This is a genomic window from Polyangium mundeleinium (genome assembly GCF_028369105.1).
GTDB classification, from domain to species: Bacteria; Myxococcota_A; Polyangia; order Polyangiales; family Polyangiaceae; genus Polyangium; species Polyangium mundeleinium.
In genome coordinates, this window is sequence record NZ_JAQNDO010000001.1 from 4,012,298 (window position 1) to 4,031,446 (window position 19,149).

At 68.3% G+C, this 19,149-nt stretch carries 15 protein-coding genes; 7 read left to right on the forward strand and 8 right to left on the reverse strand.

Going from position 1 to position 19,149, the window contains the following annotated elements; genetic code table 11:
• Window position 1: 1 nt before the first annotated feature.
• Both POL67_RS16095 and POL67_RS16100 read left to right on the forward strand, forming a co-directional pair.
• Window positions 2-226, forward strand: coding sequence for a hypothetical protein (locus tag POL67_RS16095; protein WP_271918241.1), 225 nt, complete (start codon window positions 2-4; stop codon window positions 224-226).
• On the forward strand, window positions 208-678 hold the full coding sequence (locus POL67_RS16100; protein ID WP_271918242.1) for a hypothetical protein: 471 nt from the start codon (window positions 208-210) through the stop codon (window positions 676-678). The genes POL67_RS16095 and POL67_RS16100 overlap by 19 nt, the downstream gene beginning before the upstream one ends.
• A 9-nt stretch (window positions 679-687) precedes the next feature.
• Here POL67_RS16100 and POL67_RS16105 read toward each other — a convergent pair whose 3' ends face one another.
• The 3 genes from POL67_RS16105 to POL67_RS16115 are packed head-to-tail and all read right to left on the reverse strand — an operon-like array spanning window position 688 to window position 6,417.
• Complete coding sequence (locus POL67_RS16105; protein WP_271918243.1) at window positions 688-1,923, reverse strand: PEGA domain-containing protein; 1,236 nt, start codon at window positions 1,921-1,923, stop codon at window positions 688-690.
• Window positions 1,920-4,718: an FG-GAP repeat domain-containing protein gene (locus POL67_RS16110; protein ID WP_271918244.1), complete on the reverse strand. Its 2,799-nt coding sequence runs from the start codon at window positions 4,716-4,718 to the stop codon at window positions 1,920-1,922. The genes POL67_RS16105 and POL67_RS16110 overlap by 4 nt, the downstream gene beginning before the upstream one ends.
• A 49-nt stretch (window positions 4,719-4,767) precedes the next feature.
• Window positions 4,768-6,417, reverse strand: a complete 1,650-nt coding sequence (locus POL67_RS16115; RefSeq protein WP_271918245.1) for a serine/threonine-protein kinase — start codon at window positions 6,415-6,417, stop codon at window positions 4,768-4,770.
• Window positions 6,418-6,524: 107 nt separating this feature from the next.
• On the opposite strand from POL67_RS16115, the gene POL67_RS16120 reads away from it, so the two are divergent.
• Window positions 6,525-7,745, forward strand: a complete 1,221-nt coding sequence (locus POL67_RS16120) for a methyltransferase (RefSeq protein WP_271918246.1) — start codon at window positions 6,525-6,527, stop codon at window positions 7,743-7,745.
• Between the two features lie 10 nt (window positions 7,746-7,755).
• Here the strand turns inward: POL67_RS16120 and POL67_RS16125 are convergent, their stop codons facing one another.
• Window positions 7,756-9,246 (reverse strand): DUF7305 domain-containing protein, encoded by a 1,491-nt coding sequence (locus POL67_RS16125; RefSeq protein ID WP_271918247.1) that lies wholly within the window; start codon window positions 9,244-9,246, stop codon window positions 7,756-7,758.
• A gap of 88 nt (window positions 9,247-9,334) precedes the next feature.
• Between POL67_RS16125 and POL67_RS16130 the strand changes: the two genes are divergently transcribed.
• On the forward strand, window positions 9,335-9,937 hold the full coding sequence (locus POL67_RS16130; protein WP_271918248.1) for an NUDIX hydrolase: 603 nt from the start codon (window positions 9,335-9,337) through the stop codon (window positions 9,935-9,937).
• Window positions 9,938-10,014: 77 nt separating this feature from the next.
• Window positions 10,015-11,460 (forward strand): hypothetical protein, encoded by a 1,446-nt coding sequence (locus POL67_RS16135; protein WP_271918249.1) that lies wholly within the window; start codon window positions 10,015-10,017, stop codon window positions 11,458-11,460.
• A gap of 16 nt (window positions 11,461-11,476) precedes the next feature.
• Here POL67_RS16135 and POL67_RS16140 read toward each other — a convergent pair whose 3' ends face one another.
• The gene (locus POL67_RS16140) at window positions 11,477-12,256 is read right to left on the reverse strand and encodes an SDR family NAD(P)-dependent oxidoreductase (protein WP_271918250.1); all 780 of its coding nucleotides are present in this window, start codon (window positions 12,254-12,256) and stop codon (window positions 11,477-11,479) included.
• A gap of 144 nt (window positions 12,257-12,400) precedes the next feature.
• Between POL67_RS16140 and POL67_RS16145 the strand changes: the two genes are divergently transcribed.
• Window positions 12,401-14,044, forward strand: coding sequence for an AMP-binding protein (locus tag POL67_RS16145; protein ID WP_271918251.1), 1,644 nt, complete (start codon window positions 12,401-12,403; stop codon window positions 14,042-14,044).
• A gap of 9 nt (window positions 14,045-14,053) precedes the next feature.
• On the opposite strand, the gene POL67_RS16150 is transcribed toward POL67_RS16145, so the two are convergent.
• Window positions 14,054-15,931 carry a serine/threonine-protein kinase gene (locus POL67_RS16150; RefSeq protein ID WP_271918252.1) on the reverse strand — a complete coding sequence of 626 codons (1,878 nt, stop codon included), beginning with the start codon at window positions 15,929-15,931 and terminating at the stop codon, window positions 14,054-14,056.
• Between the two features lie 77 nt (window positions 15,932-16,008).
• Window positions 16,009-16,695: a thioredoxin family protein gene (locus POL67_RS16155; RefSeq protein ID WP_271918253.1), complete on the reverse strand. Its 687-nt coding sequence runs from the start codon at window positions 16,693-16,695 to the stop codon at window positions 16,009-16,011.
• A gap of 107 nt (window positions 16,696-16,802) precedes the next feature.
• On the opposite strand from POL67_RS16155, the gene POL67_RS16160 reads away from it, so the two are divergent.
• Entirely contained in the window at window positions 16,803-18,497 is a 1,695-nt protein-coding gene (locus POL67_RS16160) for a mechanosensitive ion channel family protein (protein WP_271918254.1), read from the forward strand.
• 36 nt (window positions 18,498-18,533) lie between these two features.
• On the opposite strand, the gene POL67_RS16165 is transcribed toward POL67_RS16160, so the two are convergent.
• Window positions 18,534-18,995, reverse strand: a complete 462-nt coding sequence (locus POL67_RS16165; RefSeq protein ID WP_271918255.1) for a SpoIIAA family protein — start codon at window positions 18,993-18,995, stop codon at window positions 18,534-18,536.
• Window positions 18,996-19,149: the final 154 nt, after the last annotated feature.

Consider the following 19,149-nt stretch of genomic DNA (forward strand, 5'->3'; position numbering starts at 1 on the left):
AATGACGTTCTCTTCGCGATCTTTGGGTCTGCTCCTCGGTCTCGCCTCGCTCACCTCGGCCATGGCCGCATCGGCACGTCCATTCCGGGTGAACGACATTCCGAACGGCACCAAATACGGCTGCCTGAACTGCCACGGCGACACGAAGGCCACTACAACACGGATTTCGGCGGTGACGCACGCCTTTATCTCGTCGGCGCCGTACCCGTGCAAGAGCAAAACGTGAACTGGGCGGCGCTCTGCCCGCTCGATTCGGATCGGGACGGCTGGACGAACGGGCAGGAGCTCGGCGACCCGAATTGCACCTGGACGAAGGGTGACGCGAATCCGAAGGGGTTCGTGTACAACCCGGGAGACTCCGACATCCATCCGCCGCCCGTCTGCGGCAGCGGGAAGCTCGAAGCCGGCGAGACGTGCGACGGTGATCTTTTCCTGGTGAACGATTGCGCCGAGGCAGGCGCGGGGGAAGGGCAGCTCGCCTGCACGGAGGATTGCAAGCTCGACTTTTCGCAATGCAGCGAGCCGCCCGGCTCGGTGCCGGACCTGGGCGGGGACGGAAACGTGACCCAGCCCGGAACGTGCGCCGCGGCGCCGGGATCGGCCCGGAGCCTCGGAGGAATGGGCGCGGTGATCGGGATGCTCGTCGCGGTGGCGGTGATGCGGCGGAAACGGCGGTAGGCGGGCGAATCAGAAGCGCGCGCCGAACGAGAGGCCCACGACGCCGGGGCCGACGGCGGGCACGACCGCGATCTCGCGCAGACGCGAGGGATTCGGGCCTTGGGGCTTCTTGTCGTCTTTTTTGCGCGGCGGGGTGAGCCGGGGTTCGTCGAAGTAATACAACAAGAACGCGAGGGCCCCCAAGCCCGCGGCCACGTTCAGCGCCGCCGTCGCGCCGTTGCGAAGTGCGGTCTGCCCGTCCCGATAGGTCAGGTACTCGTCGAGCTCCGTATCGGAGATCGTGTCTTTGATGCGCTTGTCGTTGAGCAGCTTCGCCTCGTAGCCCGCATCGGCCGCGAAGAACGCCATGACGATGCCCCCGGCGACGGAGGTCGCCGCACCGCCGATGAGGACGAACGAGGTAATCCTTTGTCGCGTGCGGTCGAGCGTGGCCTTCACGTCCTCCGATTTGCCGCGCCCGAGATCGAGCTCCGTGGTGAACGTGTTGAAGCCGTTCAGGCTCACGCTGAGGGTGCGGACGCCCGCCTCGATCTGGAGCGGCGCGAGGAGCGGCAAGGCGCCCTTGGGCAAACCGTCCACCGTCACCGAGGCGCCCGCCGGGCCCGTGACCGAGACGAACGCGGGCATCTCGCGCAGCGGCACGTCGAGCGCCGTCATCTGGCCTTGTTTGGCCGGCACTTCGCGCTCCTCGGGGAAATACCCGGGCGCCTGCACCAGGACCTTGTGTTTGCCCGGCGTGACGTCGATCGCCTCGAGCGGCCGCGGCGTGCCGCCGTCGATCGAAATGGTCGCGTCCTCGACCTGCGTCGTGATGGAGATCTGGGTCGAGGGCGCCTCCTCGGGCGCGGGCGTGCTCTGCACCTCGGGGGGCAAACGCGAGAGGATCTCCTCGATGTCCTTGATGCCCGCGTCGGCCTCGCCGCGGCGCTTGCCCGTCGTGTCCGTGGCCAGGTACCGGCGATAATAATCCACGGCCTGGCGCAGGTTCTGCGGCTTGCCGTCGTTGCCGTATTGCTTGCGGTACGCCTGCGCGATGGAGAAGAGGAGGCCGGGGCGCGTCGTGAGCGCGTAGGCCTGCTCGAAGGCGCGGACGGCGTTCGCGTAATTGCCCTTCTCGTATTCACGCGCGCCGGTTTCGAAGTAGGCGCGTGCCTCGGGGGAATCGACGTCCGCAGGGCCCGCGAGCGAAGGCCCCGCCCCGGTCGCGAGCGCGAGCGCCACGAGCGCCGCGAAGAGGCGCCTCATCGGGCGATCTCCTTGCCGAGGAAGAGGAGCAGCTTCTGGCCCTCGGCGACCAGCAGATCGTCGACGCCGTCGCTGTTCGCGTCGATCGCGAGCAGCGCTTGGCCGCCGAGGAGCCGGGAGAACGGCGCCGGCGGCAGTTGTCCAGGCAATCTCGCGGGGACGACGAACTTGCGGGTCTTCGCGTCGAACGAGAACACGTAGAGTCCATTCCGCGTGAGCACCGCGAGCTCCCTGTCCGCTGTCGCATTGGTGTTCAGCAATGCGATGTCGATGATCCCCCGCAGCCCCTCGGTGTCTTCGTTGCTCGCCGTCATGTCGGGGCCGAAATAATCGTCCGACAGATCGGCGGCGAGGGTCATTGTATTCGCGTTGACGGGATCCGCGCCCGAGCCATCGTTCCAGAAGATCGCGACGGTGGACCGGACCGTGATCGGATTCCCGCTTGGCTGGGCCACGCGCTTCTGCACGAGGACGACAACGTCGCGCTGGCCATTGCCGTCGACGTCGACGACGAGCGACGGCACGTCGAACGGCTCGGGGTCCGGCAAGACGAGGTCGAGCTTTACGGGGGGGATGGGGTTCGGGAGCTTATCGAACTGACCGGCCCGGTAATCGTTGACCCAGAGGCCCAGGCTTTCGTCCGAGGCGTGCATGAAGAGCGCGAGCGCGTCGTGCTCCGCGTCGTAGACCTCGTGGTAATTCAGGGGTGCGATCAGCATGCTGTCGTCCACCGTATTGAAGCCTTCGAGGATCCGCAGGGACGAGCCATCCGGACGGCAACCCGCGATCCAGACCTCGTCTCCCGTCCGCGCCACGATCGTCGATGGGGTCACGGTCTCCTCGGTCTCGTCCGGCGGCGTAGGCGCCTTGCATTCCTCGACGCCGAAGCGCGACACCACGATCTGCGTCGGTCCTTTCTCGGCATCGACGATGTCCGGATCCCCCATTTCCTGCACCGACGTGCCCTTGATCGTGAGCGGCGCGAGGAGCCTTCGGCCGACGTTTCCTTCGACGATGGTGAAATGCTTGGTGGGCGAGGACATGCCCGGCATGCCTGGCATGTCCGACGTGCGCACGGAGAGGACCACGAGATCGTCGAGCTGATCGGGGGCACCGACGGCGTTTTTCCCTTTCACGCGGCCCGCGGCGATGTGCTCGAGGCCCTCGAAGACGCCGAGGGAGAGGGGGGCCTCGGGCACGGCCAGCGGGCGGCCGAAGAGCATGAGGAGTTCGCTCGGGCCCGAGAACATCTGGCCATTCGGCGCGGCGGGCGGCACGAGCCGGAGGACGGCGTCGTCCACGGAGTCGCCGTCGAAATCACCAACGGCGAACTCGCCGACGATCTCCTCCACCGGAATCGTGAACGTCTTGAGTTCGCCCCCTTCGACGCGACTCCACACGTCGAGGAGCGTCTGCTTTTCGCGCGCCGCGAGGAGATCCGGAAGCTTGTCGCCATTGAAGTCTCCGAACACGGCGCGCCCCCACTTCACGCCTGCCGGGATCTTCATGCAATCCCGCGTGTACGTGTCATCGGGAATGGGCTGGAACGGGTTGTAGAGGACTCCACGAGCATCGACCACGTCGAGCGCCCCATTGCCATCAAAGTCACCCACGGCGAGGGGCGGGCCGCCGAGGGTACGCCCGAGGCAACTCTCGGGATCGAAGACGCTGAGCGGCTCGAGGTACGTCGGCGCGGGCATGGGCGCGAGGAACGTACCATTGCCCTCGTTCCGGTAGAGATGCAGGCCCTCGGTCTTCGTCGAATCCACGAGCCCGACGAGCAGATCGTCGTCGCCGTCGCCGTCGGCGTCCGCGAAGAAGACGCCGGTCCACAGGGAGGCGCCTGCGGGGAGCGAAATGGGGATGAACGTCGGCTCCTCGGCGAGCTTTTCCGGAGCCTGGCACGTGAGAACGTACATCGCAGGTGTCGGGGCCGCGAGCGCGAAGGCGATGAGGGGGCACGCGGTGGGGGTCTTCGCCGGGGCGAAGGCGACGTCGCCGGCGAGCGTCCCCGAGATCGCGGAGCCGACCTTCTTGGGGGGAGGCGTGGAATCTGCTTCGTCGCTTTCTCGGATGACCCGCACTTCGAGCGTGGTTTGTCCCGCATTCGTGATGAATGCGAGCAGCATATTGTCCTTATCGAGCCGGCCGAGGGGCAAGAGCCGCACCGTGCCGAGGTCCACGTCTCCCGAAGGATAACTCCTCGGCAGGAGCGTGCGGTTGTCCTGCCCCGTCAGGACGCCGAGCGCGTCGCCGAGGTTCAGGATGAGATCGGAGGTGCCGTCCCCGTCGATATCGCCGATTCCAGGCAAACGTCGATCGTTTGGCACATTGAGCGATTGGTCGATGAGGCCGTTCGTCTCAAAAAACAGGATGTCGAGCGAGCTGTTGCCGAGCGCCACGGCGTCCTGCCGGCCGTCGCCGTCGAAATCGCCGGAAAGCAAGCGCCGCACGCCGCCGCCTGCGATGGAAAGCGGAGAGGCGGAGAGCCCGCCGGGCTTGCGGCATGTGCCGTCAATCCCGCAGCCGAACTCGGCCGGGCACGCCACGGTCGGATCGTCGGCGAGGTTGCAGACGTAGCGGCAGGCCGAGCCGCAGCGGGTCTTGCGCTTCGCGCCCGTGGCCCCCGCGTCCCCCGCGTCCCCCGCGTCCCCCGCGTCCCCCGCGTCAACCGTGTCGACGGGATCGGTTTCCGGGTTGCCATCACAATCTTCGCCCGTGTCGGGTTCGAAGACGCGGTTGCCACAGACGTTCTTGTCGACGTTGTCGAGGGGCTCGCAGCTCGCGACCGCCACAGCCCCAAGGAATGCAGCGAGGCCGCTCAGCGCCGCGCGACGCCGGAAGCTAGTACTCGAGGTCCCCACGATTCTTCACCGTCTTCGCCGTTCCGCTCGTCCGCGGCTGGGAGGTCGCCTTCTCCTTCTCCAGCGTGATCGGGATCAGGAGGTTGTGGTTGGGCTCGACGGTGACCGCTTTTGATTGATGGCCCTTCGCCGAGAAGGTGAGCTCGACCGGCGCATCGCCGCGCGGGATCTTGATGGGGCCGGGCGCGACGCCGAGCTTGCGCTCGCCGAGGTGGATTTCGACGTTCTCCGGGGTCGCCTGCACGCGGAGCTCGATTTCGAGCGGCACGTCCGGCACGACTGTAGGCTCCGGCGTGGCCGTTTTCTCCGGGGGGAGCGCGGGGAGCGTGGGCGGCGGCGGGGGAGGCGGCGGCGGGTGCGCGGCCACGGCGTCCGGCCCGCCTCGCGAAGCATAAAGCGTCGCCACGACGATCCCCGCGACGAAGAGGGCCGCGCCGAGGGCCACAAAGAGAACATTGGAGCGGCGGCTCGGCGTGGCGTCCGGCGTGGACATCAGCGTGGACTTCGGCTGCTCCCCCGAGGACGAGGAAGAGCTCGTGGTCGCCGGCGCCGCGTCCGGCTGCATCATCGTCGTCGCTTGCCCGAAGACGGCTTGCTCGGCGGGCGTGAGGCCCGCCGGTACGTCGAGGCGCGGGAGTTTTTCGCTCGAGCGCGTGGCGACGGCGGGCACTTCGATCCCCGCCGCGCGCGCAGCATCCACGACCGCGTCGATCGCGCCCGTCACCGAGGCCGGTCGTTCGGCCGGATCCTTCGCGAGCATCCGGAGCACGGGCGCGTCGAGGATCGTCCCGAGGTCCGGACAAACCGACGACAAGGGCGGCGCGGGGGACTGGACCTGCTGCATGAGCACGTCCATCACGTCGTCGCCCAGGAACGGCGGCTGGCCCGTGAGGACCGCGTGGGTCATCACGCCGAACGAATAAATGTCCGTCCGGTGATCGACCTGCTTGCCGCGGCATTGCTCGGGCGACATGTAGAGCGGCGTGCCCATGGGCGTGCCGGTGCGCGTCTTGTGGCTCTGCGAGTCGCCGAGGAGCTTCGCGATGCCGAAATCGAGGAGCTTCGGGAAGACCGTGCGGTCCTCGTCGAAGACCAGGTAGACGTTTTCCGGCTTGAGATCACGGTGCGCGATGCCGGCGGCGTGCGCCGCGTCGAGGGCGCGGGCGATCTGCCGCAGGATGGGCAATGCCTCGGAGGGGCGGAGCCGGCCGCGTTCGCGCAGGTATGCTTCGAGGGTCATGCCCTCGAGCAGCTCCATGATGTAATACTGCCGCCCGTCGTCGAGCTTGCCGAACGAGAAGATGTCGATGATGCCGCGGTGGCGGATCTGATTGACCGCGCGGGCCTCGGCGATGAACCGCGAGACCATCACCGGGTTGTGCGAGTATTGCGGGTTCAGGATCTTGATCGCCGCGGATTTGCCGATGACGGGGTGGACCGCGGCGTACACCGCGCCGAACCCGCCCTCGCCGATCTTGCGTTCGATGCGGTATTCCCCGACGATCCGGCCGGGCTCGAGCTGGAGCGCTGCAGCCGGGATCGCGTCGTCCGGGACGAGAGACGTGCCGTCGCTGGGGCAGGTGGCGACGTCGCCCGAGTAGGTGGCAAGGCAAGTAGGACAGGTGGCCATGCGGCGCTCGGCGGCAGCCTACACCACGCAGGGGCGCGAGTAGAAGCCCGAAGGCACGAAACGTACACCTTGACAGGAGGCATGTGGGGTCGTTCGCTTCGCCGGCGATGGAAGCCGCGTCCCGGTTCGTCTCGGAGAGGCTCGCGCGGGCGCTCGCGCTCGTCGTGCCGGCGCTCGACATCTTGCGCGAGCGGCCGGATTCCAAGGAGGCGCCCGACTTTTGCGAGGCGCGCGGCTATGCGGCCTTCCTGCGCGCGCTTCCCGACGACGAGCTCGCTCGTTGCGAGGCCGAGGGGCTCGCTTCGCGTTTGCCGATGCTCGCGGGCGCGCCGCCGTCGCTCGTGGAGCTCGGGCGCGTGGCGCGCGAGGTGTCGGCGCTGCCCGAGCGGCTCGCGGCGACGCCGGGGACGCGGCTCGATCGGCCGCGATCGGTCTCGGAGCGCAAGACGCGGCAGCTCGAAGCGCTGCTCGACGCGGTCGAGCCCATGGCGCGGAAGGCGCGGCAGATCGTGGACGTGGGCGCGGGGCGAGGGCACTTCACGCGCCTCGCGGCCGAGATGTTCGATCGCGACGCAGTGGGGATCGAGCGCGAGCCGCGGCGCGTGGAGGCGGCTTCGATCCTCGGGCGGGGCACGCGCGCGCGGTTCGTCGTGCTCGACGCGTTCCGCGATCCGATCGTGCTCTCGCCCGACGATCTCGCGGTCGGGCTGCACGCGTGTGGCTCGCTCGGCGATCGGTTGGTGCTCGAAGCATCGAGGGCGCCGTGCGACGTGGCGCTCGTTTCGTGTTGCCTGCAGAAGATCGACGGACCGCTGCGCGAGCCGCTCTCGGCCGCGGCGCGGGCGGCGGGGCTCGTGCTTCCGCGCGAGGCGCTCGGGCTTTCGAACCTGACGTCGCGGCTCGTGGGCGTGGAGGCGAGCCTCGCGGAGATGCTTTCGGCGCGGAAACACCGGCACGCGCTCGCGCGGCTCTTGCGGGCGCGGGGTGTTGCGATCGCGCCGGGCGAGGAGATGCGCGGCATCAACCGGCGGCGGGCGCGTGAAGGGCTCGGCGAGCTCGCGGCGCGTGCGCTCGCGCTCCGCGGGCTCGCGCCGGCGACCGCGGCGGAGATCCGGGAGCACGAGGCGGAAGGGGCGATCGAGTTTGCCCGGATTCGACGCTGGACGCTGCCGCGCGCGATGCTCGCGCGGCCGCTGGAGATCACGGTCGTGCTGGACCGTGCGGCGGCGCTCGAAGAGCGAGGGTATACGGCGCGCGTCGCGGAGGTGTTCGAGGCGGATGCGACGCCGCGAAACCTCGCCATTCTTGGTGAGGCGCCGCGGCCGTAGGACAAACGTTTTACTTGGGCGGAGGCAGCACGCACGTCCCGTTCGGGGTGCAGACGAGCGGCGGGCAACAATCCTTGTCCGTGCTGCACAGGCCGCATTGGCCGCCGGGCCCGCAGGCGGGGGTCGGGTTCGCGCAATCGTGGCAATCGGTGCATGTGCTGCCCGGCGGCTGGCAGCCGTCGATCGTGATGATCGTCTCGTCGTAATGGACCTTGAACTGGTGGGCCGTGGCGATGCTCTTCGCGAAGACGGCGCCGAAGATCTCGAGCGCGTTGCTCGCCTGGAGCGCCGCGTTCGGCATGTAGAGGTTCGCCCCGAGCACGAACGAGCCGGCGAGCGCCACCTGCGTGCCGCCGATGTAGACACGCGTGGCCGCGGGGCGCGTGATCGCGCCGATTGCCGCCTGGTTCGTCAGGGCCACGTTGCCTTTCACGAAGAGATCGAGCTCGGCCGCGTCGGCGAGGTCGATCGTGAGCTTGCCGGCGACCGCGATGTCGCCGTCGATCGCGAGCACCGTGCGACCCGTGAGGTGCACGGTGACGGTGCTGTCGGACTTGATGCCCGTGAGGAAATACCGGCCGCAGGGCAGGGTGATTTCGGTGGGCATGCTGGGGGTCGACACGAGCACGTCCGGGGCGACGCCATTCTCGTCGTTGTCGTTCGTCCCGCCGAACGCCTGGACGATGCCGGCGATGTCGACGGGATCGTCGCAGTTGCAGGGCGTCTCGATGTCGACCGGGCCGACGACGGAGCCGCCGAGCGCGTTCACCTTCGCCGTGTTCTCGGCGATCGGGGTGAAGAGCTTGCCCTGGATCGTGAGCTCCTTGTTGTTGCTGTTCACGACGCCGCCGATCGTCGTATTGCTCTGGGCGGAGGCCACATGCGAGATCGTGGCATTGCCGCCGCATTGCATGTCCTGCACGACGTCGTGCTGGTTCGTCGTGCTCATCGAGCCTTTCACGAGCAGCGCGCCCTTGATGCTCGTCGCTGCCTGCGCGCTGTAATTGCCATTGACGCCGATCGAGCCGCCCGCGAGCGGTTTGTTCGGGTCGATCGAGGAGAACGAGTCGGTCAGGATGGTGTTGTTCGCGTCGAAGCCCGTGCAGGAGCAGGCGGCGAAGAGGAACGTCTTCTTGCCGATGTCGCCCGTGCATTCCCCGGATCCCGGGATCGGGATCGCGCCCTTGCTCATGCAGAAATCCTCGAGCCCCGCGTCGAGCGGGTTTCCGCCCGTGCCCGAGGAGGACGATGACGGCGCGCCGCCCGCGCCGCCCATCCCACCCGCGCCGCCGGATCCGCCGGAGCCCACGAATTCGCCGCCCACGCCCGCGCCGGCCTGCCCGCCTACGCCGCCCGCGCCGGCCTGCCCACCCGAGCCTCCGGGGCCCGACGCGGATCCCGCGCCCGTGCCTTCCGATCCGCCCGATCCGCAAGCGGCAGCGAGGGCCGTAGGCAATGCCACCAGGACGAGGAGAGAAAAAAGATGCTTGTGTCCCATCATGACCGGATACCACGATGGGGTCGCGGCACGTCAAGCCCCTTCCCTTGACGTTTCTCGCGCGCGCCGCTAGCCCTGTGGGGGAAACGCCGTGTCCACATCGTATGATCTCGCCGCCATCGCCGCCCGGCTCGCCATTCTCGATCTCGTGTCCGAGGCCGCCACGACGGAGCGACAAGCGGCCGTCGCCGCGATCCTGCGCACACCACGGGAGGGGAACGAGGCCGAGGTTCTTTTGATCCGGCGCTCCGAGCGCCAGGGAGATCCGTGGTCCGGGCAGATGGCGTTCCCGGGCGGGCGGCGGGAGCCCGCGGATCCGAGCCTCTATTACACGGCCTTGCGCGAGACGGAGGAGGAGATCGGGCTCGATCTCGCCCAGCACGGCCGCTTTCTGGCGCGGCTCGCGGATCTTCCCGCCGTGGCCCGGGCGCGGCGCGTCGGAATGAGCATCACGCCGTTCGTCTTCGCCCTCGACGATCCCGATCCGCCGCCGTTCACGTTGAGCGCCGAGGTGGCCGAGGTGGTATGGGCGCCGATCGGCCCGATGGCGCGTGGCCAGAGCGCATCGAAGTATGCTTACGACCACGAGGGAAACGTGCTCGATATGCCGGCGTTCGCCGTCGAGCAACGAATCGTGTGGGGATTGACGTACCGCATGCTCGAAATGCTGTTCGAGGTCCTCCACCAGCGTTGAACCCCCGACGGGGCTTGACAGGCGGCTGCCATTCTGATGGTGTCTTCGCCTTCCTTTTTGCGCGAGGTGGAGGCGTCATGAGGGCATTCCGGGGATCGTTTGTCGGGGCCATGTTCGTCGGGATCGTGCACGTCGCGGCGGGCTGCGGCGGGTCCGACGAGCTGCCGGGCACGGGCGGGGGAGGGGCGGGCGGAGGCGGCGGATCCGGCGGCGATCCCATCACGTGTTCGTTCGAGGTGGCCTCGCACGACGTGGGCTGCCCCGCCGCGAACTGCCCCATCACGGCCGACGTGGAGGTGCGCTGCACCGAACGCGAATTCGGCGCGGCTGGGGTGCGCGTCGCGCCGGGGCCCACGGGGACGTTCCTCGGCACGTCGAGCCACGACGGGACCTATCTCTTCGAGATCACGCCCACGGGCGGCAGCCGGTTCGACGCATTCCCGATGCGGCTCGACGCGACCACGATGGTGCTCGCGCAGGGGCCGACCGGCGAGGTGTACGCGGTCGGCGACGAGACGACGATCGACGGCAGCACCTCACCGGTCGGATACCCGAACGGCCTCGTGCTCGTGCGCCCGGAGGGGAGCGGGTTCGTGAAAGAGACGGTCGCCGACCGGGACGACCGATACGTGCCCGTCCACGATTTCGAGATCGATCCGGCGGGCGTCGCGCACGTGTGGTATTCGAGCGAGCCGCCGAACGGCGTTTCGGTCGCCAAGCGCACGGTGGACGGGAGCTTTTCGTCGTCGCCCGTGCAGACCGTCGGCGAGGGGAGTCGATTCACGATTGATGCCTCGGGCGCGCCCGTCTCGCTCGGGTTCATTCCCAACGGCTCCTTTTACGACCTCGCGTACGGCGATCCGCCGGAGGTCCTGACCGGCGTCTCCGTGCCCTCGGGGATCACGAAATACCGCGTGACACAGGCCCCGGCGAGCGTGCTCGGCGCGAGCGTCGAGCCGTTCGTCGCCGTCCTCCAGCACGACGTCGGCCTGCACGTGGTGTGGCCGGAGGGCCAGGCGTCCGACGAGATCGAGATTCCCGACACGAACGTCCCGCCTTACGTTTGTCCCGCCACGACCGAGTACGATTCGCAAAACGGGACATGCCCGGTTCCTTGCCACGAGACCGCGACCGGCATCGAGAACGGAGCCTTCGCGATCACGCGGACCGCGGATGGCAAGGTCTGGCTCGCCTGGATCGTGAGTCACCTCGATTACATGCGCGTCTACCAGAAGCAATGCTTCGACAGCGAATTCATGTGCATCTGCAGCGGTGTGGCCGAGGACGTGAAGACGAAAAACGAGCTCGTGATCGCGCGATACGAGCCCGGAAACCTTGTCGTTGATCCCTTGCTCACGCTCCCGATCGACGCGCCGGCGGCCTATGACCTCTTCTCCGACCTGTGGACGGACGTGCGGCTCCTCGACATCCGCGCGTTCGGGGCCGACGTCGCCGTGGGCGTGCGGCTCGAAGACGAAAAAGGAATCAAGGTGCGCGTGCTGCGCATCCTGAACACGCCCTGAATCCAGTGCTGGGCGCTCAGGCCGTATACCCGCCGTCGACCACGATCTCGGCGCCCGTCACATACGAGCTCTCGTCCGAAGCGCACATCAAAATGGCCGCCGCGACCTCCCGCGCCGTGGCGAAGCGCTCGAACGGCGAGGTCTTCGCGAGCGCCGCGTAGGCGTCCCGCACGTCGCCGAGCTCCTTCACGAGCGCCTGGAAAAACGGCTGCTTCTCCCACATCGGCGTCTCCACGCCCGCGGGCAGCACGGCGTTCACCCGGATCCGGTGCGGCGCGCCTTCGAGCGCCGCCACCTTCGTCAGCATCACCACGGCGGCCTTGCTCGCGCAATACGCGCCCGCGCCCGCGCTCGCCTTCTTGCCGGAGGCGCTCGCCACATTGACGATGCTGCCGCCGCCGCCGCGCATCACGCGGATCCCCCGCTGCGTGCCAAGGAAAACGCTGTCGAGGTTCACCGAGACGACGCGCCGGAAATCGGCGAGCGTGCTCTCGGCGAGCGTGCTGCTCGACGCGACGCCCGCGTTGTTCACCAGGATATCGATCCTGCCCCAGCCCGCGAGCACGCGGTCCGTGACCGACTCCCAATCCGCCTCGTCTGTCGCGTCGAGCTCCAGCGCGAGCGCCTGGCCGCCGCGCGTCGCGATGCGCGTGGCCGCCGCCTCCGCCGCGGCGACGTCGATATCGGTGACGACCACCCGCGCGCCCTCCTCCGCGAAGAGCTCCGCCGTCGCCTGCCCGATGCCCGACCCCGCGCCCGTCACGAGCGCCACCTTGCCTGCGATGCGTCCTGCCATGGTGCCCCGAGCCATCATCCGCGGCCGGGCGCGTCTCGTCAACCGCCGAGCACCCCGGGCACCCTCGCGAGACGCCCAGGACGCACGTTTCGTGCGTGCGTTTCATCTCCCGGGCGCGCCCGCCTCGTGCCACCATGCCGCGTCATGACCGCCGTTCTCTCCTACACGCACGGCACGAGCGCGACGCCGCTGCTCGGCGAGACCATCGGGGAAAACCTGCGCCGCACGGCGTCGCGGTACCCGGACCGAGAGGCCCTCGTCGTCCGCTCGCAGGGCGTGCGGTGGACGTACGCCGAGCTGTGGGAGGCGACGACGCGGGTCGCGCGGGGCCTCGTCGCGTTCGGCGTGAAGCGGGGCGATCGTGTGGGGCTCTGGTCGCCGAACCGATTCGAATGGGTGGTCCTCCAGTACGCCGCGGCGCGCGTCGGCGCCATTCTCGTGAACGTCAATCCCGCATACAAGACGGCGGAGCTCGAATACGCATTGCGGAAATCGGGCGTGTCGGTGCTGTTCGCAGCGCGCAGGTTCCGGACGACGAGTTACGTGGAGATGATCGCCGAGGTCCGCCCGCGCCTCGCGGAGCTCAGGCTCGTGCTGATCCTCGACGACGACTGGAAGATGATCGTGGAGGCAGGCGGGCACGTGAGCGACGACGCGCTCGCCGAGCGCGAGGCGGAGCTCTCGTTCGACGACCCGATCAACATCCAGTACACGTCGGGCACGACGGGTTTTCCCAAGGGCGCGACGCTCTCGCACCACAACGTGCTGAACAACGGGTTTTTCGTGGGCGAGGCCCTCGGCTACGGCCCGGACGATCGGGTCTGCATTCCCGTGCCGTTTTACCATTGCTTTGGCATGGTGATGGGAAACCTCGCGTGTACGTCGCACGGGTCGACGATGGTGATCCCGGGCGAGGCGTTTGATCCGCTCGCCGTACTGGAGGCGGTCGAGGCCGAGAAGTGCACGTCGCTCTACGGCGTGCCGACGATGTTCATCGCGGAGCTCGATCACCCGCGGTTCAAGGAGTTCGACCTGCGCTCGCTCCGCACCGGGATCATGGCGGGATCGCCGTGCCCGGTGGAGGTCATGCGGCGTGTGGTCTCGCAGATGCACATGCGCGAGGTGACGATCTGTTACGGGATGACCGAGACCTCGCCCGTCTCCACGCAAAGCGCGATGGTCGATCCCGAGGACAAACGCGTCGGCACTGTGGGCCGCGTGCACCCGCACGTGGAGGTCAAGATCGTCGACCCGAAGACGGGCACGGTGCTGCCGCGTGGCGCCGCCGGCGAACTCTGCACGCGCGGCTACAGCGTGATGCTCGGCTACTGGGGCGACGAGGAGGCCACGCGCGTGTCGATCGACGCGGGCCGGTGGATGCATACCGGGGATCTCGCGACGATCGACGCGGCGGGATACGTGAACATCGTCGGCCGCATCAAGGACATGATCATCCGCGGCGGCGAGAACGTGTATCCGCGCGAGATCGAGGAGTATTTGCACCTCCACCCGCGCGTGAGCGAGGCCCAGGTGATCGGGGTGCCGAGCGCGAAATACGGCGAGGAGATCATGGCCTGGGTCCGGCCGAAGCCGGGTGAGGCGGTGACCGAGGCCGAGCTCGTCGAGTTTTGCAAAGGAAAGATCGCGACCTTCAAGATCCCCCGTTACTGGAAGATCGTGGACGAATTCCCCATGACGGTGACGGGGAAGGTGCAAAAGTTCCGGATGCGCGAGGTGGCGGTGGGTGAGCTCGGGCTCGAACTCGCGTCGCGGATGGAGACCGCCTGAGCCGCGGAATCAGCCGCCGAGCTTCGCCCGGAGCTTGCTGATCGCGTCCTTGAGCTCCGTGTCCTCACGATAACAACACGGATCACGTTTGGCCGAGCAGGGGGCGTCCTTCACGATCAAGAGCTCATCGAGGGCAAGCCCGTCGCCCTCCTCGACCGCGCGGGCGAAGAGCGCGCGCTTGTCGGGACAAGCGGCCTTGCGCAGCTCGTACGCGACGCGCAGCGCGGGTGTGGCGCGGTCCAGGATGCCCGGCTTTCCGAGGATGTCCTGGGCGCGGCGGCTCGCCTTCGTGCCGCCGCGGGTGCGCACCACGTGGAAGAGGACGTCGAGGCCGCCGCTGCCAAGCTCATTTTCGAGCGCGTCGAAGACCTGATCCGACTCGGTGAAGCTCGTCTCGAAGCCGATGCCGGCGACGACCGCGCCGACGTCGCCGCGGAGCTCGCTTCCGGTGAGGCGCGAGGGATCGAGCTTCGCGAGCGCGAGAAAAGCCTTGGCCCCCGGCCGCCATTCCTTGCGGGAAGCCGCCCGCCGGAGCCGCTCGGTCCATTCCGTGGCGTCCGCGCCTTCGATGTCGGTCGGCACGTTCGCCGGGGCTGCTGCGGTCGACGTCGGCTCGGCGCTCGCCGTGGGCCCCGGGGTTTCTTTGGTTTCGGACGATCCCCCGCGGAGGAGGACCACGGCGAGCAGGAGTACCGCGAGCGCCGAGAGGCCCGAGGCGATCAAGATGAGCGAGCGCTTCGGGAGCTTGGGCGCAGGCGAGGCGGCGGCGTTTGCGGGCGTGGCCTCGGGGGCCTTCTCGGGCGCCTTGTCGAGCTCGCTCCCGAGCGCCTTTTCCGGGGCCTTCTCGGGCGCCACGGCCGCCTCGTCGAGCGCCGCGAGCACCTCGTTCGCCGAGGCGAACCTTTGATCCGGCTGCCGCGCGAGGAGCCGCATCACGACAGCCTCGATCCGCGGCGGCACCTGGATCTCCGGCACGCGCGCCCGCATCGGCGGCGGATCCTCGCTGCGGATCTTCTTCAGGTGGAGCCCCGGATCGTGCTCCTCGAACGGGCGTTTGCCCGTGAACATCTCGTACATCACGACGCCGAGCGCATACAGATCCGAGCGCGCGTCGACGCCTTCCATGCCGCGCGCCGCCTCGGGCGCCATGTACGCGAACGTCCCCATGACCATGCCCACGCCCGTCAGCGCCGGGCTCGGCTTCGCGTTCCGCCCCTGATCCGAGAGCAGCTCGACGCGCACCTTGGCGAGGCCAAAATCGAGGAGTTTGACGGTGCCTTTTGCGTCGACGAGGATGTTCTGCGGCTTGACGTCGCGGTGCACGATGCTCTTTTCGTGCACGGCCCCGAGGGCCATGGCGAGCTGCCGGCTGATGGAGAGGGCACGATCGAAGGCGAGCGGACCCTCGTCGATGATGTCTTTCAGCGCCGTCCCCTCGACGAACTCCAGGATCAGAAACTGCGAGCCGTCGTCGAGCTTGCCGAAATCGGTGGCGGCGACGACGTTCGGGTGGCTCACGTGCGCGCCCGCGATGGCCTCGCGCTCGAACCGCACCGAGAGCTCGACCATGCGGGCCATGTCCGGCCGGAGGACCTTGATGGCCACGCGCTTGCGCAGATGGACCTGCTCGCCGCGGTAGACCGCCCCCATGCCGCCATGCCCGATGAGCTCGTGCACGACGTACCGATCCGAGATGAGCTTTCCCACGAGCGACGCGAGCTCGTCCTGGAGCAGCGAGCCTGGCCCCCGCTCCTCAAGCACCGAGCTCGAGATCAGCAGGGCGCTCGGCTCGCCGTCCGCGGCCGCCGCCGGCTGCGCGCGCGGTACGGTGACGGCGTCGTCGATGACCGAAGGGGACGGCCCGTCCGGCGGCGTGGATTTCGACATGCGCCGAGACTACCCGAGGTCGAGCGGTCCGGACAATGGACGCAAGCGGTCGGGATTCGTACGGCGCCGGAGTGATTTCAGGATCCGTACTTGACGCTGCAGCCGTAGGCGCGGGTGTCGGGCGTGGCCACGGGCTTGCCGGCGGCGAGGTCTTCGAGGGCCGCGTCGACGTGGTTCACGAGCTTGCCGTCCTTCGGCGACTCACCCTCGCCGTCGGGCGAGTTGTCGATGGCGCCGCGGTAGACGAGCGTGCCCTTCGCGTCGATCACGAACATGTGGGGGGTGTTCGTCGCGCCATACAGGTGCCCGACCTTGCCCGTCTCGTCGGCGAGCACGGGGTTTTCCATGCCAAACGCCTTTCGCCCCTCGGCGACGCGCTCCGCTCCGTGCCCCTGCTTGCCGGGCGCGCCCGAGTTGATCCCGAGCCAGACGACGCCCTTCTCGACGGCGCGCTTTGAATACCCCTTGAGCGAGCCCTTCGTGTGAGAGGCCTTGACGAACGGGCACTCGGGGTTGAACCACTCGAGGACCACGATCTTGCCGCGGTAGTCGGCGAGGTGGTGCGTCTTGCCCTCGTAGTCGGTGAGCGTGAAATCGGGGGCGGGCTTGCCGATCTCGGCGGCCGCAGCCGGTTTGTCCGAGGCAGCCGCCGCCGCCGCGGAGGTTTTTCCTTCGGGGGCCTTCGCCTCCGGCGCCGGGGCAGGGGCTTCCTTGTTGCAGGCGAGGAGGAGGAGCGGAAGGAGCAGGACGTGACGTAGGGTCATGCGGGCCATCTTTCCACGCCCGGACGGGGGGGCAAGGATGTCCGGGCGATCTCGCTCCCGCAGAGCGCCATTTCTTCAGGGGTCTGGTGTACAGTGACGATGACAACATGCCCTTGCCCCGGTTTTTTCCCGATCCAGTACCGAACAACGTAGCGCTGACCGCTGCGGCCACTGCCATCCTGCTCCTCGCGCCGCTCGCCCTGACCGCGTTCTTGCGGTGGGTCGTGCGCCAGGCGACGCAGTCGGTTCGCTCGAAGTCTGTCGAGAGTGCTGCCGAGCAGGTCCAGAAGTCGCTTCGCCTCGTGGCGACGGTCCTTTCGCTGCTCGTCGTGGTGGGAGGCTGCGCGACGCTCGCCATTGCCATCATTCGGGACATCGATCTTCACCCGTGGGCGAACCGGTTCGTCGCGTACGCGAGCGTCCGCACGGGCCAGGATCTCCTCCACGGCGTGACGATCGTGGTCGCGGTCGCGGTCGGCTGGCTCGCGCTGCGGATTTTCTTCAAGTCGCTGCTCGACCGCATCCAAGCGAAGCTGCTCTCCGTCGCGGCGCTCGAGGGCCAGAAAGAGGAAATCCCGGTCCTGCGGCAGCGGGCCGCGAGCCTGGGGAACGTCGCGTTCCTCTACGGGCTGCACCGCCTCGGCAGCGAATCGCTGGGACTGCCGCAGAGCGTCCACTGGCTGCTCGACACGATTCTCTACGTGCTCCTCGTGGTGTGCGCGGCGCGGACGGTCTCGGGGATCGGCGTCCTGAGCCTCGAAGGAATCGACAACGTGGGCGCGGCCCGCCTCGAGAAATCGGCGCTGCACATCTACTACACCGGCATCCGCAAGCTGCTCCCGCTCGCCAAGCGTATCCTGGAGGCGATCACCCACCTCGCGGCGGCGACGCTCGTCGTGCGGCAGTTCCAGACGCTCGAGGCCTTCGCGCCTTATGGTCCGCGCATCATCCGGCTCCTCGGGACCTTCCTCGCGGCCCGCGTCTTCGTCGAGCTCGCGCGCGTGGTCCTGGTCGAGGCATTCGTCGGCGAGAAGCGCGCGGAGGACGAGACCTCGAAGCACCGCGTGACGCTGGTCTATCTCCTCCAAAGCATCGTCACGTACGTCATTCATTTCGGCGCGGCGCTGATCATGCTGGATCAGCTCGGCATCGACACGAAGCCATTCCTGGCCGGCGCGGGCATCGTGGGGCTGGCGGTGGGGCTCGGCGCGCAGAAGCTCGTCAACGACATGGTGAGCGGCTTCTTCATTCTGTTCGAGGGGCACCTGCTCAAGGACGATTACGTGCGCATCGGGGACTGCGAGGGGACGGTCGACTCGGTTCAGCTCCGGGTCACGATGATCCGCGATGGCTTCGGCCGGATGTTCACGTTCCGGAATGGTGACATCGGAACGATCATCAACTTTTCACGTGACTACGTGCACGCGGTCGTGGACGTGGTCGTGGATCTCCACGTGAATTTGAACCAGGTGTTCGAAGCGCTGGTGGAGGCCGGCAGGCGCCTCGGGGAGGCGCATCCCGATCGCGTCCTCGACAAGCTGGTCGTTCGTGGCGTGACGCAGATCGCGCAGAACGGCATCGTGGTTCGCGTCGCCGTCAAGCTCACGCCCGGGGATCCGGATCCGATGCCCCGGATCCTGCGCAAGTTCATCAAGGAGGTGTTTGACGAGCGCCAAATCCACCTCGCGAACGCGGCGCAGATCGCCGTCGTGCTGACGAACGACGCCGCCGAGGCCGGTCGAGCGCCCGGAAAGCCGCGCCGCGCGGGGATCGAATTCGAGGCACTGCCGCCCGCGCCCTGACGAACGGGCCGCGCCGAGCACGTGCGCCTCGCCGTTTCAGGTCCCGGTGGGCAAGAGCTCGCCGGGGCCGGTGCGCTCGGAGTCCGCCGGGCGGTGGGAGGCGAGCCACGCGCGGGCCTCCGCCTCGGTCGCGACGAACGTCACGGGGAAGGAGAAGCGGCTCGGCAGGATGTGGGTGCCGGCGGTGAGGACCATCGACATCGCAATGCGGATCGGGAACGACGCGCCGAAAATGGCGCCGGCGACGACCGGAATACGCTCGGTGGAGCCCCGCAAGAAGACCTGGCGCACGCGCTCGCCCGAGGTGGCGTACCGCGAGACGTCGAGCATCGAGAGCAGGGGGCCGTGCCTGCGGCCGATGTCGTAGATCCGGTCGATGATCCTCTGGGCCTCTTCGACGGAGAGGGAGCCATCGAGCACGGTGCAGATCTGGTTCGGGGCCTCGAAACGCAAGCGGTGCAGCCCGAACCGCTCTTCGAATGACGACGATGTGCTCATGACGCGCCTCCCCGGTTCGACCGACTCCGCGATCCCCTTTGCAACGACCGATCCAGCCCCCTTCAGCCGCGATGAATCGAATCCTTTCATGGAGTTGTGGTGTCGGCCTTCGCGTGGGCGCCGTTGCACCGGGGAAAGGGGGCCCCGCCGCTCT